Annotated in this window: 10 protein-coding genes; 1 reads left to right on the forward strand and 9 read right to left on the reverse strand. The window is 71.2% G+C overall.

Going from position 1 to position 17,023, the window contains the following annotated elements; genetic code table 11:
* Positions 1-2: 2 nt before the first annotated feature.
* From eccD to ADL03_RS18880, 6 genes are all read right to left on the reverse strand, one after another.
* Positions 3-1,406, reverse strand: a complete 1,404-nt coding sequence (gene eccD / locus ADL03_RS18855) for a type VII secretion integral membrane protein EccD (RefSeq protein ID WP_053734801.1) — start codon at positions 1,404-1,406, stop codon at positions 3-5.
* On the reverse strand, positions 1,403-5,434 hold the full coding sequence (gene eccCa, locus ADL03_RS18860) for a type VII secretion protein EccCa (protein WP_053734802.1): 4,032 nt from the start codon (positions 5,432-5,434) through the stop codon (positions 1,403-1,405). Before eccCa ends, eccD begins: the two co-directional genes overlap by 4 nt.
* Positions 5,431-9,609 (reverse strand): hypothetical protein, encoded by a 4,179-nt coding sequence (locus ADL03_RS18865; RefSeq protein WP_053734803.1) that lies wholly within the window; start codon positions 9,607-9,609, stop codon positions 5,431-5,433. The genes eccCa and ADL03_RS18865 overlap by 4 nt, the downstream gene beginning before the upstream one ends.
* Positions 9,610-9,698: 89 nt before the next feature.
* Positions 9,699-10,319, reverse strand: a complete 621-nt coding sequence (locus tag ADL03_RS18870; protein WP_157528930.1) for a hypothetical protein — start codon at positions 10,317-10,319, stop codon at positions 9,699-9,701.
* Positions 10,320-10,395: 76 nt separating this feature from the next.
* Positions 10,396-10,698, reverse strand: coding sequence for a WXG100 family type VII secretion target (locus tag ADL03_RS18875; protein ID WP_156213856.1), 303 nt, complete (start codon positions 10,696-10,698; stop codon positions 10,396-10,398).
* A gap of 46 nt (positions 10,699-10,744) precedes the next feature.
* Complete coding sequence (locus ADL03_RS18880; RefSeq protein ID WP_082373264.1) at positions 10,745-11,065, reverse strand: WXG100 family type VII secretion target; 321 nt, start codon at positions 11,063-11,065, stop codon at positions 10,745-10,747.
* Between the two features lie 15 nt (positions 11,066-11,080).
* Between ADL03_RS18880 and ADL03_RS47165 the strand changes: the two genes are divergently transcribed.
* The gene (locus ADL03_RS47165) at positions 11,081-11,533 is read left to right on the forward strand and encodes a hypothetical protein (protein ID WP_157528932.1); all 453 of its coding nucleotides are present in this window, start codon (positions 11,081-11,083) and stop codon (positions 11,531-11,533) included.
* On the opposite strand, the gene ADL03_RS18885 is transcribed toward ADL03_RS47165, so the two are convergent.
* The 3 genes from ADL03_RS18885 to ADL03_RS18895 form a co-directional block, all read right to left on the reverse strand.
* A complete protein-coding gene (locus tag ADL03_RS18885) occupies positions 11,514-12,227 on the reverse strand; it encodes an ESX secretion-associated protein EspG (RefSeq protein WP_053734806.1) in 714 nt (237 codons plus the stop codon). The two genes, ADL03_RS47165 and ADL03_RS18885, sit on opposite strands and share 20 nt — an antisense overlap.
* Before the next feature lie 105 nt (positions 12,228-12,332).
* The gene (locus ADL03_RS18890) at positions 12,333-14,564 is read right to left on the reverse strand and encodes an NB-ARC domain-containing protein (protein ID WP_053734807.1); all 2,232 of its coding nucleotides are present in this window, start codon (positions 14,562-14,564) and stop codon (positions 12,333-12,335) included.
* Between the two features lie 50 nt (positions 14,565-14,614).
* Positions 14,615-16,912 carry a helix-turn-helix domain-containing protein gene (locus ADL03_RS18895; RefSeq protein ID WP_053734808.1) on the reverse strand — a complete coding sequence of 766 codons (2,298 nt, stop codon included), beginning with the start codon at positions 16,910-16,912 and terminating at the stop codon, positions 14,615-14,617.
* Between the last annotated feature and the right edge of the window lie 111 nt (positions 16,913-17,023).

Genomic DNA, 17,023 nt, shown 5'->3' on the forward strand with positions numbered 1-17,023 from the left:
GCTCACCCCGCCAGTCCGCGGGCCCAGGCGAAGAGGCCCAGTGCGTGCAGGACGAACGGCACCAGCGCGAGGCAGAGCAGGTTCTCCACGACGTCGCTCAGGTGCGGCCAGATCGGCAGCACCCTGCGGTAGGACGGGCGCAGCGCCGCGAGCACGAGCAGCAGGGCCGCGAACAGCAGCATCAGCACACCGAGGAAGCGCTCCAGGTCGTTCATCCCGGACAGCATGTGCAGGGCGGGCAGCACCGCGCCCCACGTGCCGGCCAGCGCGAGGGACGTGCGCTGGCCGACGTTCAGGAACTCCCGCGAGCGCAGCAGCACCAGGGCCGCGAAGAGCCCGCTCAGGGTGTAGTCGAGCCAGCCGGGATCGGCAGCCAGGTAGACAAACCCGACCGCCAGCACCGCCGACGCCCCCGTCGCGAGGACGCTCAGGTAGCGGTCGGCGGTCCCGGTCTGCTCGATCACCTGCGCCGCGGGCATGGGTTCGACGTCGATCTTCATCTCGTCGGCGTTGCGGGGCAGCTGCGGGCCGCGCAACCGGGCGATCCTCGTCGCGAGCTTCGGCGCGAACAGCAGCAGCGCGAAGAAAGCGGTCATCAGCGAGGCCGTGACCTCCAGGCGGGTCAGGTCCAGCCCGAGGTGCAGCCACACCGCCAGCACCATCGCCACGCCCGCGACCGCCGCGCACCCGAACGGCACGATCGGCAGCTTCCGCGCGAACAGCCGCTGCACCAGCAACAACACCACGGACGTGGCCGCGAGCGTGACGCCGCTGATCAGCACGCCGTCCGGGTCCAGGGCCAGTGCCCCGTCCACTCCGGCGACACCGATCAGGCCCGCCAGTCCCGCGTACGCGCAGCCCGCCGTCCCGACCAGGCCCGCGAGGACACCGTCCTCGATCGTGCGCGCGACGAGCACGGCGGCCAGGCACAGCACGAACGCCAGGGCGCCGGCGGTGATCGTCGCGGCGGCCGTGCCCGAGTTCTCGAACAGCGAGAAGGCGATCGCGAGGAGCACGAACCCGCTCAGGCTGAGGAACAGCCTGCGGTTCACCGTCTCGTTCCAGCGGTTGCCCTGCCGGTTGACCGCCGTGGCCATGCCCTCGGCCACGTCGTCGAAGTCCAGCTCCGGCAACGGGTCCTCGGCGCGGGAGAGGTGGAACTGCTCGCCGTCGAGCCAGTCGAGCGTCTCCGGCGTGCCCTCCGGGTCGAACGGGGCACCGCCGAGGCGTTGCAGCACCCACGAGCCGTACAGCTCGCCTTCGTGACCCCGGTCGTGGTCGCGCACCACGTGCCGCACCAGCGTCGGCAGCAGCACCGCCACCGTCGTCGAGATCGGCACGGACAGGTCCGCCTTGCCGCTGGGGCCGTGCACGGTGATGCGACAGAGTTCGGAAGTCGTCGTCACATGCCCTCGTTCCGCGCGAACGCGCCGACACCGGCCGGCTCGTCCTGCGACTTGTCGACCGGCACGAGGCCGGTCTGGATCAGCTTGATGCCACGCCGCGTCACCAGCTGGGCGCGGCCCGGCGGGAGGATGCGCGGAGCGGCCTCGCCCAGGAACTTCCCCTCCTCCTTGGGGTAGGAGAAGAGCAGCGCGGGCGAACCGAGCTCCCACAGCCTGCGCATGACCGGGTCCATCATGCCGCGCAGGGCGTTCGCGCTGCTGCGCGCGACGATGAGGTGGAATCCGATGTGGACACCCTGGGCCAGCAACGGCAGCAGCGTGTCGAGCGGTGTGCCCATGCCGGTGCCCGAGGACATCAGCTCGTAGTCGTCCACGACCACGAACAGCTGAGGACCCTCCCACCAGTCACGCCGGCGCAGCTGCTCGGACGAGATGTCCGGGCCGGGCACCCGCTTGTGCAGCGACACGGCCGCCTTGGTGGCGAGGTCGGTCAGCGCGTCCGAGCTGACCACGTGGCCGATCTTGTACTCGTCGGGCATCATGCCGTCGAGGTCGCGGCGCGAGTCCGCGACGAGGATCTTGGCCTCGCCCGGACGGCACCCCTCGACGATCGACCGGATCACGAGCCGCAGCGCGTTGGTCTTGCCGGTCTCCGCGTCGCCCATCACGAACAGGTGCGGGATGGCGTTGAAGTCGTGCCACACCGGGTTCAGGCGCTGTTCGTCCAGGCCCAGGCACACCTTCAGGCCGCCGTTCTGCGGTTTCGGCAGGTCGACCGCAGGCAGCCGGGTCGGCAGCAGCCGCACACCGGGCGCGCTGCGGCCCGGCCAGAACGTCCGCACCTCCTCCACGAAGGACTTGGTGGCGCTCGCCAGGTCCTCGGTCGCCGAGGACCCGTCCAGCCGCGGCAGCGCGGCGAGGAAGTGGAAACCGGAGCTGGTGAGCCCCCGGCCCGGCTGGTTGGGCACGGTGGCCGCCTTGCGGCTCTGCACCTCGGACTCCATGGAGTCACCGAGCCGCAGCTCGAACCGCGTGCCCAGCACGTCGCGCAGCCACGGCCTGATCTCCGACCAGCGCGTCGAGGACACCACCAGGTGCACGCCGAAGGAGAGGCCGCGGGCGGCGATCTCGGTCAGCTTGGTCTCCAGGTCACCGAAGTCCTGGCGCAGGGTGAACCAGCCGTCGATGATCAGGAACACCTCGCCGTGCGCGTCCTCCACGCGTCCGTCACGCCGTGCGGCGCGGTAGTCGGCCATCGACTCGAAGCCGTGTTCGGCGAACGCCGCCTCGCGCAGCTCCATGACCTGCACGACCTCTTCGAGGGTGCGCACCACGCGGTCGCGTTCCATGCGGGTCGCGACCGAACCGACGTGCGGGAGGCCGCTGATCGACATGATGCCGCCGCCACCGAAGTCGAGCCCGTAGAACTGGACCTCCTCGGGGGTGTGGGTCAGCGCCAGGCCGAGGACCAGCGTGCGCAGCAACGCGGACTTGCCGCTCATCGGGGCGCCGACGACACCGACGTGGCCGTCCGCCCCCGACAGGTCCGCCACCAGCAGCTCGCGCAGCTGCTCGTAGGGCAGGTCGACCACGCCCACGGGCACCCTCAGGCGGCCGCGGGTACCGGGGTCGTCCACGCACATGCCCAGCTCCGGGTGCGGCACCACGCTGGGCAGCAGGGCGTCGAGGCTCGGTGACGTGGAGAGCGGGGGCAGCCACACCTGGCGGGCGGCGGGGCCGGCACCGGCGAGCCGGTTGATCAGCACCTCCACCACGCTCGGGGCGTCCTCCGCGGGCGCTTCCGCCTTCTCCTGCTTGGCCTCCAGCTCCACGGGCTCGCTCTGCCGCAGCTCGTGCACGCGCGGGCTGGGCTGGGTGTAGAACGGCACGATCTCGCCCGCCGCGCGTTCCTCACCGCTGACCGCCCCCTGCTCGGGCGCGCTCGTGAGGCAGGGCCCGGACACGTACGCGCCTTTGAAGCGCGTCAGCGTGGTCGTGTCGAACTTGAGGTAACCGTTGCCCGGACCGGGAGGCAGCTCGTAGGCGTCGGCGACACCGATGACGCTGCGCGACTCCATGGAGGAGAAGGTGCGCAGCGCGATGCGGTAGGACAGGTGGCCCTCCACGCGGTGGATCCGGCCCTCGTCAAGACGTTGCGAGGCGAGCAGCAGGTGCACGCCGAGACTGCGGCCCAACCGTCCGATCGAGACGAACAGGTCCATGAACTCCGGCTTGGCGCTCAACAGCTCGGAGAACTCGTCCACGATCACCAGCAGCGTCGGCAGCGGCGGCAGCTGGCCGCCGGTCATGCGCGCCTTCTCGTACTCGAACAGCGACGAGTACCCGCTCTCGCGCAGGATCTCCTGGCGCCGCGTCATCTCACCGTTGATCGAGTCCTGCATGCGGTCGACCAGCGGCAGTTCGTCGGCGAGGTTGGTGATCACCGCCGAGGTGTGCGGCAGCTTCTCCATGTTGAGGAACGTCGCGCCACCCTTGAAGTCCACCAGGACGAAGTTCAGCGTCTCCGACGAGTGCGTGGCCGCGAGCCCGCACACCAGGGTGCGCAGCAGCTCGCTCTTGCCGGAACCGGTGGCGCCGATCAGCATGCCGTGCGGTCCCATGCCGCCCTGCGCCGACTCCTTGAGGTCGATCTCCACGACCTCGCCGTCCTCGGTGACGCCGATCGGCACCTGGAGGCGGGCCCGCTGCGGGGTCTTCTGCCGCCACAGCCCGTTGACGTCGAACGTGTGCAGGTCGCGGATGCCCAGCAGCGAGGGCAGTTCGAAGTCCGTCTCGAAAGGACGGTCCACGACGTCGACCGTGCCGCTGGTGCGCTTCGGTGCGATCAGGCGCGCCAGGGCGTCCGCCTGCACCACGCCGAACGAGTCGTGCCAGGCGGTGCCGCTCTCCTCGCCGACGGGGTACGTGACCTCGCCGTCACGGCAGGTGAGCCGCAGCACCTTCGCGCCACCGGGCAACGCGCCGGTGGCGTCGAGCAGCACCGTGTTGCGCAGGCCGGGGCCGAGCAGCGGGGAGTGTTCCGGGATCGACGCCAGGTGCGCGACGACCACCACGAACGGTTCCACCACACCGGGCAGGACGGACTTGTCGTGGTCGCCCCGGTCCGTGACGTCCTGCCCGAGCAGGTCGATCAGCTCGTCGTGGTCGCAGGTGAGCATCCGCAACGGGCCCGCGGCGTCGCGGGCGGTCGGGTGCGCGAGGTGCGGCAGCCACTTCACCCAGTCCCAGTCCGCCTGGTTCGAGGGTGCCGTCAGCACGGCGATCCGCAGCTCGTCGGGCGCGTGGAAGGTGACCAGCTGACCGATCATCGCCCGCACCAGGCCGACGACGGCGTCCGGTTCGCCGGCGAGCTCGACGCTCGTGAAGCTGCGCAGCCCCACCGAGATCGGGATGCCGGTGACGGTCCGGTAGGTCTCGCTGAAGCGCCGCAGCGAGATCGCCGACAGCGGTTCGAGGTCCTCGATCGGCTTCGTCGACGGCGGCAGGAACTCCATGGCCGCCTGCTGGGTGCCGAGCCCGATCCGCACGCGGGCGAAGTCGTCGTGACTGCCCCGCCGTTCCCACAGCCGCGGCCCGCTGGCGACGGACCACAACCACGACGGGTCGGGGTTGTCCCACGCGACGGCCGCGCGCTGCTCGTTGCTCGTCTCCCTGGCGCGCCGCCGCAACTGCCCGATGTAGCGCAGGTAGTCGCGGCGTTCCGCGTCGAGCTTGCGCTTGCGCTCACCCGCGTTGCGCAGGAGCTGGTTGATCGCCATCGCGACCATGCCGATCGACATCGCGCCGGCCATGATGAAGATGAACGGCGACCCTCCTCCCGAGCCCATGGAGGAGAAGATCAGGATCATGGCGATCGGCCCGAGCGCCATGGGCAGGAACATCAGCACCGAGCTGAAGTCGCGCGGGGCGGGTTCGGGCATCACCGGTGGTTCCTGGAGCTCCTCCTGACCCTCCGGCATGGCGGGCCCCTCGACGCGAGGCCCCCGCTTCGCCGTGACGGTGCTCATTCGATCACCCCCGGTGCCGCCTTCTTCCTGCCGCCGTCCGCCCACACCCCGGTGTCCTGCTTGAGCAGGTCCGCCGACGTGCGCTCGTCTTCCTCGTCCTGTTCGTCGTTCTCCTGCACGGGTTCCTCGGGTTCAGGGGCGTCGAGGCCGGCGCACCCCAGCTCCGGCACGTGCGGGTTGAACCGGGGCAGGTAGGCCGACATCTCGATGGGCCGGGCCGTCGTCTCCGCCTGGAGGCGCACAACGCCCTCGCGGCCCGCGCTGTGCCCCCACGCCGTCGAGTCGCGCAGGGTGTAGTCGGGCTTCTCCGGCGCGCGTTCGGCTTCCTCACGCAGCGCCCCGGCGGCGGGCAGCCAGGGCAGCCCACCCGACGCCCCGGCGTCCCACGCGCTGAAGTCCTCCTCCCCGCCGACGGGGACGAGCGCCACGCGGTCGTCCCCGAACCCGGCGACCGGCGCCCCTGCCACCGGGAGGTCGGCGCCGAGCACGGGCACGCCGACCAGAGCCTCTTCACGCCGCCGCTCCCCCGCACCGCCCGCGGCCGCCGGGGCGACCGGCAGCACCGGTGCCGGGGGAACCGCGAGCTGGGGTGCGGGGGGCTGAGACACCGGGCGTTCGGCGACAGGAGCTTGGGGCACCGGCGCCGGGAACGCCGGGGCGTTGGACGCGGGCACCTCGGCCGCCGGAGCCTGTGGCACCTGTGGCACCGGCACCTGGGCTGCCGGGACCTGTGGCACCAGGTCCTCGGCCGCCGGGAGGTGGGACGCCGGAACCTCGGGCTTGGGGGCCTGTGGCACCAGGCCCTCCGCCACCGGGACGTGGGACGCGGGAGCCTCGGCGGCCGGAGCCAGTGGCAACGGCACCTGCGGCAGCGGCGCCTGGGCCGCCGGGACCTGTGGCACCAGGTCCTCGGCCACCGGGAGGTGGGACGCCGGAACCTCGGGCGTGGGGGCCTGTGGCACCAAGCCCTCCGCCGACGGAACCTGCGGCACCGACCCGTCCTGCGTCCACGGCTCGGGCCACGCACGCGGCGTCTCCGCACCACCCGGATCACCCGTGGGCACCGCGGACGCGAACTCCCAGGGAGCCGTCTCACCGTCCACGAGCCCGGACGCGTCGGAACGTTCGGCCGCGCCGGCACCACCCGCTGCACCGCCCTGTCCGGGCACCATCGGCATAGGCGGCGCCATCGGCATCGGCGGCAGCATCGGCGCGGCGGCGCTCGGCGGCGCCGCACTCCACTGCTCCGGCGCGCCCTTCTCCTGGCCGGGCGTGTCCGGCTCACCAACACCGGGCAGCTGGACGCCCTCCCAGGGCTTGGCCTCCCCGCCGATCAGCCCGGCAGCATCCGGACGCTCCGCAGCACCCGAACCACCACCCGTACCCGCACCGGGCGCACCCGGCGGCATCATCGGCATACCGGCTCCCGGCATCGCGGGAGTGTTGTGCTGGGACGAGGCCCACTCCTCCGGCGCACCCTTCTGCTGACCAGGCGTGTCCGGCTCACCAACGCCGGGCAGCTGGACGCCCTCCCAGGGCTTGGCCTCCCCGCCGATCAAACCGGCAGCATCCGGACGCTCCGCAGCACCCGAACCACCACCGGTACCCGCACCAGGCGCACCCGGCGGCATCATCGGCATACCACCACCCGGCATACCGGCACCGGGCATCGCGGGGATGTTGTGCTGGGACGACGCCCACTCCTCCGGCTTACCGCCGACCTGACCGATGGCCTCCGGCTCACCAACACCGGGCAGCTCAACGCCCTCCCACGGCTTGACCTCCCCACCGATCAAACCGGCAGCATCCGGACGCTCCGCGGCACCCGACCCACCACCCGTACCCGCACCAGGCGCACCCGGCGGCATCATCGGCATCCCGCCACCCGGCATACCCGCACCGGGCATCGCGGGAGTGTTGTGCTGCGACGACGCCCACTCCTCCGGCTTACCGCCGACCTGACCGATGGCCTCCGGCTCACCCAGACCAGGAACGTCGACGCCCTCCCACGGCTTGACCTCCCCACCGATCAGCCCGGAGGCGTCCGGACGCTCGGCAGCACCCGACCCACCACCGGTACCCGCACCAGGCGCACCCGGCGGCATCATCGGCATACCGCCACCGGGCATACCGCCACCCGGCATCCCGGAGTTGTTGCGCTGGGACGACGCCCACTCCTCCGGGGTCGACGGCAGCTCGGGGACGTTGCCGTGCGGATCGCCCAGGCCGGGAACCTTCGAGCCCTCCCACGGCTTGACCTCCCCGCCGATCAGGCCGGAGGCGTCCGGACGCTCCCCAGCGCCCGAGCCACCGCCGGTACCCGCACCAGGCGCACCCGGCGGCATCATCGGCATACCGCCGCCGCCGAGGCCGTTGCGGTCGTCGCTGCCCGCGCCAGGTCCCTTGCCCGCGGTCCAGTCCTGGGGCTTGGGCACCTCGCCCGGCTTGAACTCACCCGGCTTCAGCTCACCGGGCTTGAAGTCACCGGGCTTGAACTCGCCCGGCTTGAAGTCGCCCGGTGACCCGCCCAGACCACCGGGCGTCTTGGCACCGGGGAACTCGCTCGGCTTGAACTCGCCGGGCTTGAACTCACCCGGCTTGATCTCGCCGGGCTTCAGCTCACCCGGCTTGAAGTCACCCGGCTTGAACTCACCGGGCTTGAACTCACCGGGAGGCGCGACCTTGCCACCGGGCGGCGTCTTGCCGCCGGGGAACTCGCTCGGCTTGAAGTCACCGGGCTTGAACTCACCCGGCTTGGGCACGTTCCCGCCGTTGCGGCCGGACGCGGGCGGCTTGGAGGCCACGAACGAGCCGGGAGGCGGCGGAACCGCTCCCTTGCCGCCGGGCAGGCCACCCCCGCCGGGACCGTTGCCGGGGTTGAACTCACCCGGCTTGAGGTTGGGCGGCGGCACGTTCCCGCCGGCGGACTTGCCGCCGGGGAGCTGGGGAGCGTTGAACGAGCCCGGCTTGAACGAGTTCGGCGAGGGCGTGTTCCCGCCGGCAGCTCCCGACCCCGGGGACAGGATGCCGTTGTTGTCCAGGATGCCGTTCTTGAAGTCGCCGGGGCCCGCCCCGGGGTTGAACTCGTTGGGCTTGGGGGCGTTCCCGCCGAGGCCACCGGGCGAACCGGGACCGCCGAGGCTGCCGGGGTCGAACTTGCCGGGCGGCGGCATGGCGGTGAAGTCCCCAGGACCGCCGGAACCGCCGAAGGCGTTGCCGCCACCGGGCATGCCCGGTGTCTTGCCACCGGGGAACTCCGGCGTCTTGATCTCCGGCGTCTTGATCTCCGGCGTCTTGATCTCCGGGTTCTTGATCTCCGGCGTCTTGACCTCGGGGACGGGCGGCGGCTTGATCTCCGGAACCTTGACCTTGGGGACGTGTGGCGGCGGGATGCCGGGGATCTTGATGTCGGGGACGTCCGGAACCTTGATCTTGGGGGGTTTCGGGCCGCCCCCACCGCCCAGCGGGTCCGGCTTCGGGATGCTGGTGAGCTGGGTGTCGTAGGACTGCTTCTCGTACTCCGCCGCGAGGGTCTTCAGCACCTGCCGCATGTCGCGGTCGAGGAGCTTGACGATCTCGGGGAACTTGCTGATGTGGACGAGGTTTCCCTTGTCGCTCTCGATGATCACGTCCTCGCCCTTGATGGCGGCGATGCGCTGCGCCTCACGGGCGTAGAACTGGTCGATGTCGTGGACCGTCTGGATGGCCCACGCGAGGTAGTTGCCGGCCGCCCACAGCTGTTCCGGCACCGGGGAGAGCCGGGCCCGGCCGCCGTCGATCTGCGTGGCGTGGGCGGTGAACGCCTTGGAGAACTCGTCCATCAGACCCCTGAAGGCCTTGGCGGCCTCGCCACGCCACGGGCCGCCCTCCCCGGCCAGCGCCTTGGTCTGGTCGGCGATGCTCTTGCCCGTGGAGGCGAGGACCTCCTTGACCATGCGGAAGCTCAGCGCGGCGTCCCACAGGGTCTGCGGGTCCGAGGCGGCGCTCGTCCCCAGCTCGTTCCGCTCCTCGGCACCGATCGCGGCCGAGCCGGTGATGCGGGCCATGATCTCTTTCCAGCCCCACGAGTCGTAGTCCGATTTGGACGAACCCGAGCCATCACCGGTCGCCACCACGGCACCGCTGTCCTTGACTTCGACTTCCTTGCCGCCGGGCTTGGGCGGATCTTCAGCCATGGTGGTGCCTTCGTGTTGCGCGGGTGCACGGCCCGCGGTGCCGACAGGGGTGAACGCGACGCCGGGGAACGGGTTGCTCGGATGACGCCTTAGGCGGCGGGGGTGGGTCCGGTGATCGCCTTGCTGATCTCGGCCTTGGCACTGGCGATGTGCTCGTTGAGGTCCTTGCCGGTGGCGCGGTTGAGCTCCTCGGCGGTGTCATAGGCGTGCGCGAGCTTCTCGAGCTCGTCGGCGACCGCGGTGATCGCGTCGATGGCCTTGCGGAGGAACTCGCGGGTCGTCGGCTGGATCGCCCCGCCCGTGCCGCCGCCGACGACCTTCACGTGCAGCTGGTGCGCGTCGTAGAAGATGCCGGGTGCGACCTTGACCTTCTCGATCTGCTCCAGCGCGGTCTTGAGGTTGGGGATCAGCGAACGGACGTTGGTGGCGAACGTCTTCAGCGCCTCGGTGCTGACGCGGATGCCGCGGCCGGAGTGGTCCTTGTTGCGCGGCACCTTGGGCGGCGGGTACTTGTTCGCGAAGTGCTCTCCCTCGGGACCGCCCCAGTCCTCGATGCCGTCCCTGGGCCCCTTGGCGTCGTACTCCTCGGGGTTCTTCTTGGCGTCCTCGTACGACTCCTTCTTGTCGCTCTCGCCCGGGTGGTTCTTCTCGTAGTTCTTCTTGACCACTTCCTTCTCGTGGTCGGTCAGCTCCCGCGTAGTACCTGGCATGCTCACAGCCCTTCTCTTCGACCGGTGTCACCGCGGAACGGGGCGTCGCCGGGACGTCCGGCGACGCCCCGGGGACCTACTTCACGCTGTAGCCGCCCCAGGCGTTCATGCCGGTGTGCTCGATCTTGAGGTAGCCGCCGGTGATGTTGTTGAGGGCGATCTCGGCCGAGTTCAGGCTGTGGGGCATGCGCGCGGCGGCGGCGTCCCACTGGGACTTCGCCACCATGTACTGGTCCTTGGCGCCGTCCTGCCAGTCCCCCAGGCTCTTGAGGATCTGCTGGTGCATGTTCTCCAGCTCGGTCTGCAGGCGCTTGGTGACCGCGGCCATCTGGTCGCGGACCGAGTCCGCCATGCCGCGGTCGAAGGTGTAAGTGGGCAAAGCACTGTCCTTTCGGTGGCTGAGCGAGGTGGGGGTGTGGCGGCGATCAGAGGCCGGCCAGGCCCGGACCCACGGGGATGCTCGACGCGGTCTCGGTGTTGGAGCTCTCACCGGCGGTGATGACCTGCCGGTTGCCGTTCATGACCTCGATCATCTCGCCGAGCTTGTTCACGATGAACGTGCAGTCGTCCATCCAGGCCCGCATCGAGGTGTCGAACGCCGCGGAGGCGTCACCGGTCCACGTCGACTTCAGGGTGTCGAGCGCGCCGCTGACGGTCTGGACACCGTTCTTGGCCACGCTCTGCGTGGAGCCCAGGTGGCCTGCCGCCGCCTGCATTCCCGGGGTAGTAGTTGACACTCCGGCCATTGGCTGTCTCCCTATGTGAACGAGCTAGTGGTCGCTGACAAACGAAGCTTGCTCAAGCAGCGCCCCGCCGAAGAAGAGCTTGCTCCCCCTCGCCGAGCCAATCAGCACTCCGCGGAAGTTCTTTCCCTTCCACACACCCTTGGTGGCGCGTTCGCCCTCGCCTTTCCACCGAAGCCGGCAACCGCCCCGGATGAAGACGAACCGCAGGTGACGGGCTTGTCTCGATCCGGACAAGAAACGTTTGCGATCAACCGAAGAAGATCACCGGCCAGCCGACCTCACCATTCCCCGGACGATTACCAATGCGAAGCAGGCATTGCACGAAAGCAGCGAGAACAGCAAAAGATCGCGCACGGACGACAAGCACCGAATCCGGCGCTCTGCTCGCCGAACGCACCAGGAATGGGCGAACCGGTCACCACCGGGCCGCTCATGACGATATCGGCGATCACTCGTCCGGTCGAATGACGCTGCCCGAAAGCACACGAGCTTTTGACAGCGAGGGCACACCCCGCGGCGTCACCGGGGCGGGCTCGCCGACGTCGTACGACGCGAGCAGCTCGCCGACCCTGCGCGTGACGCGGTCGTGCACCATCAGCTCGACCTCGCTGGAGCCGGTCTCCGCCACAAGGTAGTGCTCGTCGTCCGTGCCGCACCAGGTGAGAGCGGGGAAGCCCGTGGGCCGGCCCCGGCCGGAGAACCCGATCCTGCCGGTCGCGGGAGGTCCGTCCGCGGCGCCGGACCGGGCAGGGGACCAGCGGCCCTCCCACAGCAGGTCGGTGATCGCCACGGCCAGTTCGTCGGGCCTGATCGCGGAGAGCCACAGTTCGCCACCGGCGAGCACGGCGAGCACGGCCTCGTCCGCGTCGCGGGCGGCGAGCGCCTGCAGCGGGTATCCGACGAAGGCGACCAGGTCGACCGCCTCGCGGTAGTTCCCGAGCAGGTGCAGCATCCGGGTCAGGCGCGCGTCGGCGCGGCGCCCGCGATCGGCCATGCCGCGGTTGACGAGCTCTCGGTAGACCTCTTCGACCAGCACGGCTCCGCACTGGGACCGCCCCTGGGTCTTCGGCACCATCAAGGGGTACGGCATCGGGCCGGGGCAGACGTCCGCCCACAGCACCTCGAAGTCGTACGTCGACAGCGGGAACTGCGGCATGCGCATCCCACGAGTCAACACCGCGACAGGCCCCGACCGGGCGACCGGCGCACGGCTGCGCCCGTTCGATCGCCCGATCTTTCCCACTCGGTCAGCAACCAGGCGCCGCGGTCACGGAATTCGGGCGAGCTCGCTCTCCACGTCGGCGCAGCGGGTCGGCATCGCCAGCTCGTCGAAGACGGTCCACGCGTACTCGAGCAGCTCGCGCGCCTCGTCATGCGCACCCGCGTCGATGCAGCACCGGCCCTCCCACAGCGCCGCATCGGCCGCGAGCCCCGTGGCCCCCACCTCCTGCTGCATGACGCGGGACCGAGCGAACAGCGGCACGGCCTGGTCGCACCGGCCCATCGCGTGCAGGCAGCGGGCCATCCCCTCGACGAGAATGGCCGTCAGGCGGTTGCGGGGCTTCGTCGCCTCGCCCGCCCGGCCGCGGCGCACCGCTTCCTCGTGCAGCGCCTCCGTGAGAGCAAGCGCCTGCTCGTGCTGTCCGTCGAGCAACAGCAGCGCACCGAACCGGTAACGGACCGGCAGCTGCACGGCCCAGAAGTCGTAGGAAGCGGCAAGTTCCACGGACTCCCGTGCGTGCTCCATCGCCCTGGCGCGGTCGACCTGGGAGTACTCGTAATAGGAGGCGTAGGCCAGCGCCCACATCCGTTCCAGCCGGTCGCCGGCCACCTCGGCGCGGCCCAGGGCGAGCAGGTGCTGTTCCAGCGCGGCCTTGGTGTCGGCCACCATGGAATGCGCCCACCCCAGGAAGTTGAGCTGCTGCGCCTCGGCGGTCACGTCGCCCAGCGCCCGTGCCGCCTCGACACCGGCGCCGAAGACCTCGACCCACTCGACCACCTGCCAGCGGTCGTCGGAGTACCAATGCATCGCCTGCGCGAGCGCCAGCACCTCGCTGTGCCAGCCCGTGCGCACCGCTTCCCGGAGCGCGGCCAACCAGCTCGGCCGCTCCTGCTCCAGCCACGACCGCGCCTCGTCCAGCGAGTCGAACACCTCGTTGCCGGGTTCCTCCGGCCAGAACATCGTCCCCGCCGCTGTCGCCATGTCCAGCAGGTGCCCGAGCACCGCCTCCGTCGTCACAGAACGATCAGCGTCGTCGTCCTCGGCCTCCCAGCGCTCACGCGCGAACAACCGCAGCAGGTCGTGGAAGCGGAACCGGCCCTCCGCCGGGCCCGCCAGCACCATGCTCGCGTCCACCAGCTCGTCGAGCAGCTCGAACGCCTCCGACTCCGTCAGACTGCCCGCCACCTGCGCCAGCTCGACACCGAAGTCCGCACCCGGCACCGCCGCCAACCGCCGGAACAGCCTCCGGCCCTGCGGCGACAACCCCCGGTACGACACCTCGAAGGCCGACCGCACCTGCAGATCCCCCGCGGACAACGCGGTCAGCCTCGTCCGCTCATTGCGCAACTGGTTCACCAGGTACCGCAACGACCAGTGCGGCCTGCTCGCCAGGCGGTTGCCCACGATCCGCAACGCCAACGGCAGGTTCCCGCACAGCTCGATCAGCTCACCCACGACACCGGGCTCGGCCCGCACCCGGTCCACACCGACGACGGCCTCCAGCAACGCCTCCGCGTCCCCGTCGTCGAACGGCTCCAGGTACAGCCAGCGCACCCCTTCCAGCCCCGCCAGCGTGCGGCGGCACGTCACGAGCGTCCGGCTGCCGGGAGCCGCCGCGAGAAACGGCCGGACCTGCGCCTCCGAGGCCGCGTTGTCCAGCAGCACCAGCACCTTCCGCTTCTCCAGCAGTGCCCGGTACCGCCCCGCCTGCTCGTCCACCACCGCGGGGACGTTCCCCGCCCCCGTGCCCAGGGCCTGCAGCAACCGGTCGAACACGACCTGCACGGGCAACGGCCGCTCGTCCATCCCGCGCAGGTCGACGGCCAGACACCCGTCCGGGAACTCGTCCCGCAGCCGGTGCGCCGCGTACGCCGCCAGGACGGTCTTGCCCACACCGGGTTGCCCCACGATCGCCACGGTCGGATTCACCCGCAACAGCCGCTGCAGCTCGTCGAGGTCCGCCACCCGCCCAACCGGGTGGGAGGGCAGGGGCGGCATCTCGGCCGGGCCGGGGGGCGACGTCGCCGGCCGGCGCCTGCGGGCCCGTTCCGCGACCTGCAGGAACTCCGCGCGCTCGTCGCCACCGAGGCCGAGCGCGTCCGCCAGCTCCTCGGCCGACCTCCGCTGCGCCGCACGAGCCCGGCCCTGCTCCAACTCCCGCAACGCACGCACGCTGACACCGGACCGCTCCGCCAGCCCCTGCTGGCTCAACCCGGCGTCGCGCCGGTACCGCAGCAACAGCTCACCGAAGGTCGACTGGCCATCCGAGACGCGCATCGGCCCAAAATAGCCGCCGCCGTTGGGCCGACCGAGCGGACTACACCCGTTCAGCCCAGTCCGTCTTCATCACACCCGGACGTGCGCTGCTCCACCAGCCCGGCCAGCTCGGCGTCCACCCGTTCCCGATCGGTCCGGTAGACCGGACCGATCAGCAGCTCACGGGCCAGGAGCAGGCAGCGCCGCGCGCGGTCCGGTTCGCCCGCCGCGCGCCACGCGAGTCCCTCCCTGATCGCCTGGTCCGCCTCGCGGTGGGTCGCCCCGCTCTCGGCGGACAGCCGGCGCGCCTCGCGGTGGCTCCGGGCCGCCTCCCGCCACCTGCCGAGGCCGGCGAGGCAGAGACCGATGTTCTCCATCAGCAGCATCACCACCCAGCGCACCACCTCCGGGCCGGCCTCGTCGCGGTGGTGGCGCGCCTCGGTGAGCAGCGCCTCGTGCACCGCGAGCGCGTCGTCGTAGCGGCCGGCCTCCTGCAGGGCGACCCCGAGGGTGCTGCGCATCCAGTACCGCAGCTCGAAGAAGTCGTACTCCGCCGACAGGTCGTGGGCCGCACGGAGGTGCGCCATGCCGTTCTCGCCCTGCCCGAGCCGGGTCAGCGCGACTCCGAGGTAGCAGTGCGCGTAGACCTGCCCGCGGTGGTCGCCGATCTCCTCCGCGAGCGCCAGCGCACGGGAGTTCGTCCGGACAGCGAGCTCGTTGTCGTTGCGGCACAGGTACTGCGCCCAGCCGAGCTGGTTGAGCATGTCCACCTCGGCCACCCGGTCGCCGAGCTGCTGTGCGGCCTCGAGACCGAGCCGGTAGACCTCGTCCCAGCGGTAGTCGAACTCCTGGCCGTCCGCGAACCAGTGCATGGCCTTCGCCAGGCCGAGCACCTCGGCGTGCCAGCCGAGCGCCGCCGCTTCGCGCTGCGCGGCCGACCAGTTCGTGCCCTCCCGCACCAACCAGTCCCCCGCGTGCTCCTGGGAGGGGAACGGCGAGCCGTCCGCACCGGCCGGGCCGCCGTGGAACGTCGACGCGCCCGCGGCCGTCGCCATGTCCAGCAGGTGCCGGAGCGTGCGCTCGCGCAGCAGCTCCCGCACCTCCCCTGGTTCCTCCTGGGCCAGTCGCTCGGCGGCGAAGAGCCGGAGCAGGTTGTGGAACCGCAGGCGTCCCGGCGTCCGCGCGGTGTCCAGCAGGGACGCCTCGACCAGTTCGTCGAGCAGTGCGCCGACCTCCTGCTCCGGCACATCCGTGGCCACCGCGGCGAGCGCCTCGTCGAAGTGCTCGCCGGGGATCACCGCGAGGCGCCGGAGCATCCGGCGGGCGAACGGGGACAGCCGCCGGAACGACACCTCGAACGCGGACCGCAGCTGGAGGTCGCCCGCCGACAGGGAGCTGAGCCGCATCCGCTCGTCCCGCAGCTGGGACACGAGGTAGGACAGCGACCAGTGCGGCCGCGTCGCCAGCCGGTTGCCCGCGATGCGGATCGCCAGCGGCAGGTTCCCGCACAGCGCCACGAGCTCGGCGGCCGCACACGGTTCCCCGCGCACGACGTCGTCGCCGGTGATGGAGGCGAACAGGGCCACCGCGCTCTCCGTCTGCAGGGGCGAGAGCGAGACCCAGCTCGCGGTCGTGAGCCCGGCCAGGACGCGGCGGCACGTCACCAGCGTCAGGCCGCGGTTACCCGTGCCGAGCAACGGCCGCACGTGCGCCTCGTCGACCGCGTTGTCCAGCAGCACGAGCACCCGCCGGTCGCGCAGCAGCGCCCGGAACAGCTCGACGCGGTCCGCCTCGGACTCGGGAACGCCCCTGGCGGGCACGCCGAGGGCACGCAGCATCCGCTCCAGCGCCTCGTCCGGCGCCATCGGCCGGCCACCGGAACCGCCCAGGTCGAGCGCGAGACACCCGTCGGGGAAGTCGCCGGCCAGCCGGTGTGCCGCCGCGACGGCGAGCGAGGTCTTCCCGACACCGGGCGGTCCGGTCACCACGACGACACCGGCGGGGACCGCGGTGCCGAGTGCGGTCAGCTCGCGCAGCTCCTCCTCCCTGCCGATGAGCTCGGTGACGGCGGGCAGCGCGTGGAGCATCGTGGGTTCGACCGGCTTGGCCGTGCGGCGGCGGCCCTCCCTGGCCAGCAGGAGGAAGATCTCCCGGTCCTCGCCGGTCAGCCCGAGTGCGTCCGCCAGGACCGCGGCCGAGCGCTCCTGGGCGGAGTTCGCCCTCCCCCGCTCCAGATCGCGCAGGGCGCGCACGCTCATTCCGGACGAGCGTGCGAGATCGGCCTGTGACAAACCGGACGCCCGCCTGAGCCTGAGCAGCACCTGACCGAAGGCGGGAATCGCGTCATCGGAGACGCTCACGGTCGACATTCGACAGAAAATAGTGACTTGACAATTACTTGAGGTTCGCGCGAATAGCCATCACAATCAGCTATCCGAGCGCCTCCCATCAGCGGAAACGTCGATCAGTCAGAGCCGTGC

Origin of the sequence: Nocardia sp. NRRL S-836 (assembly GCF_001279525.1) — a bacterium.
Taxonomy (GTDB): Bacteria; Actinomycetota; Actinomycetes; order Mycobacteriales; family Pseudonocardiaceae; genus Lentzea.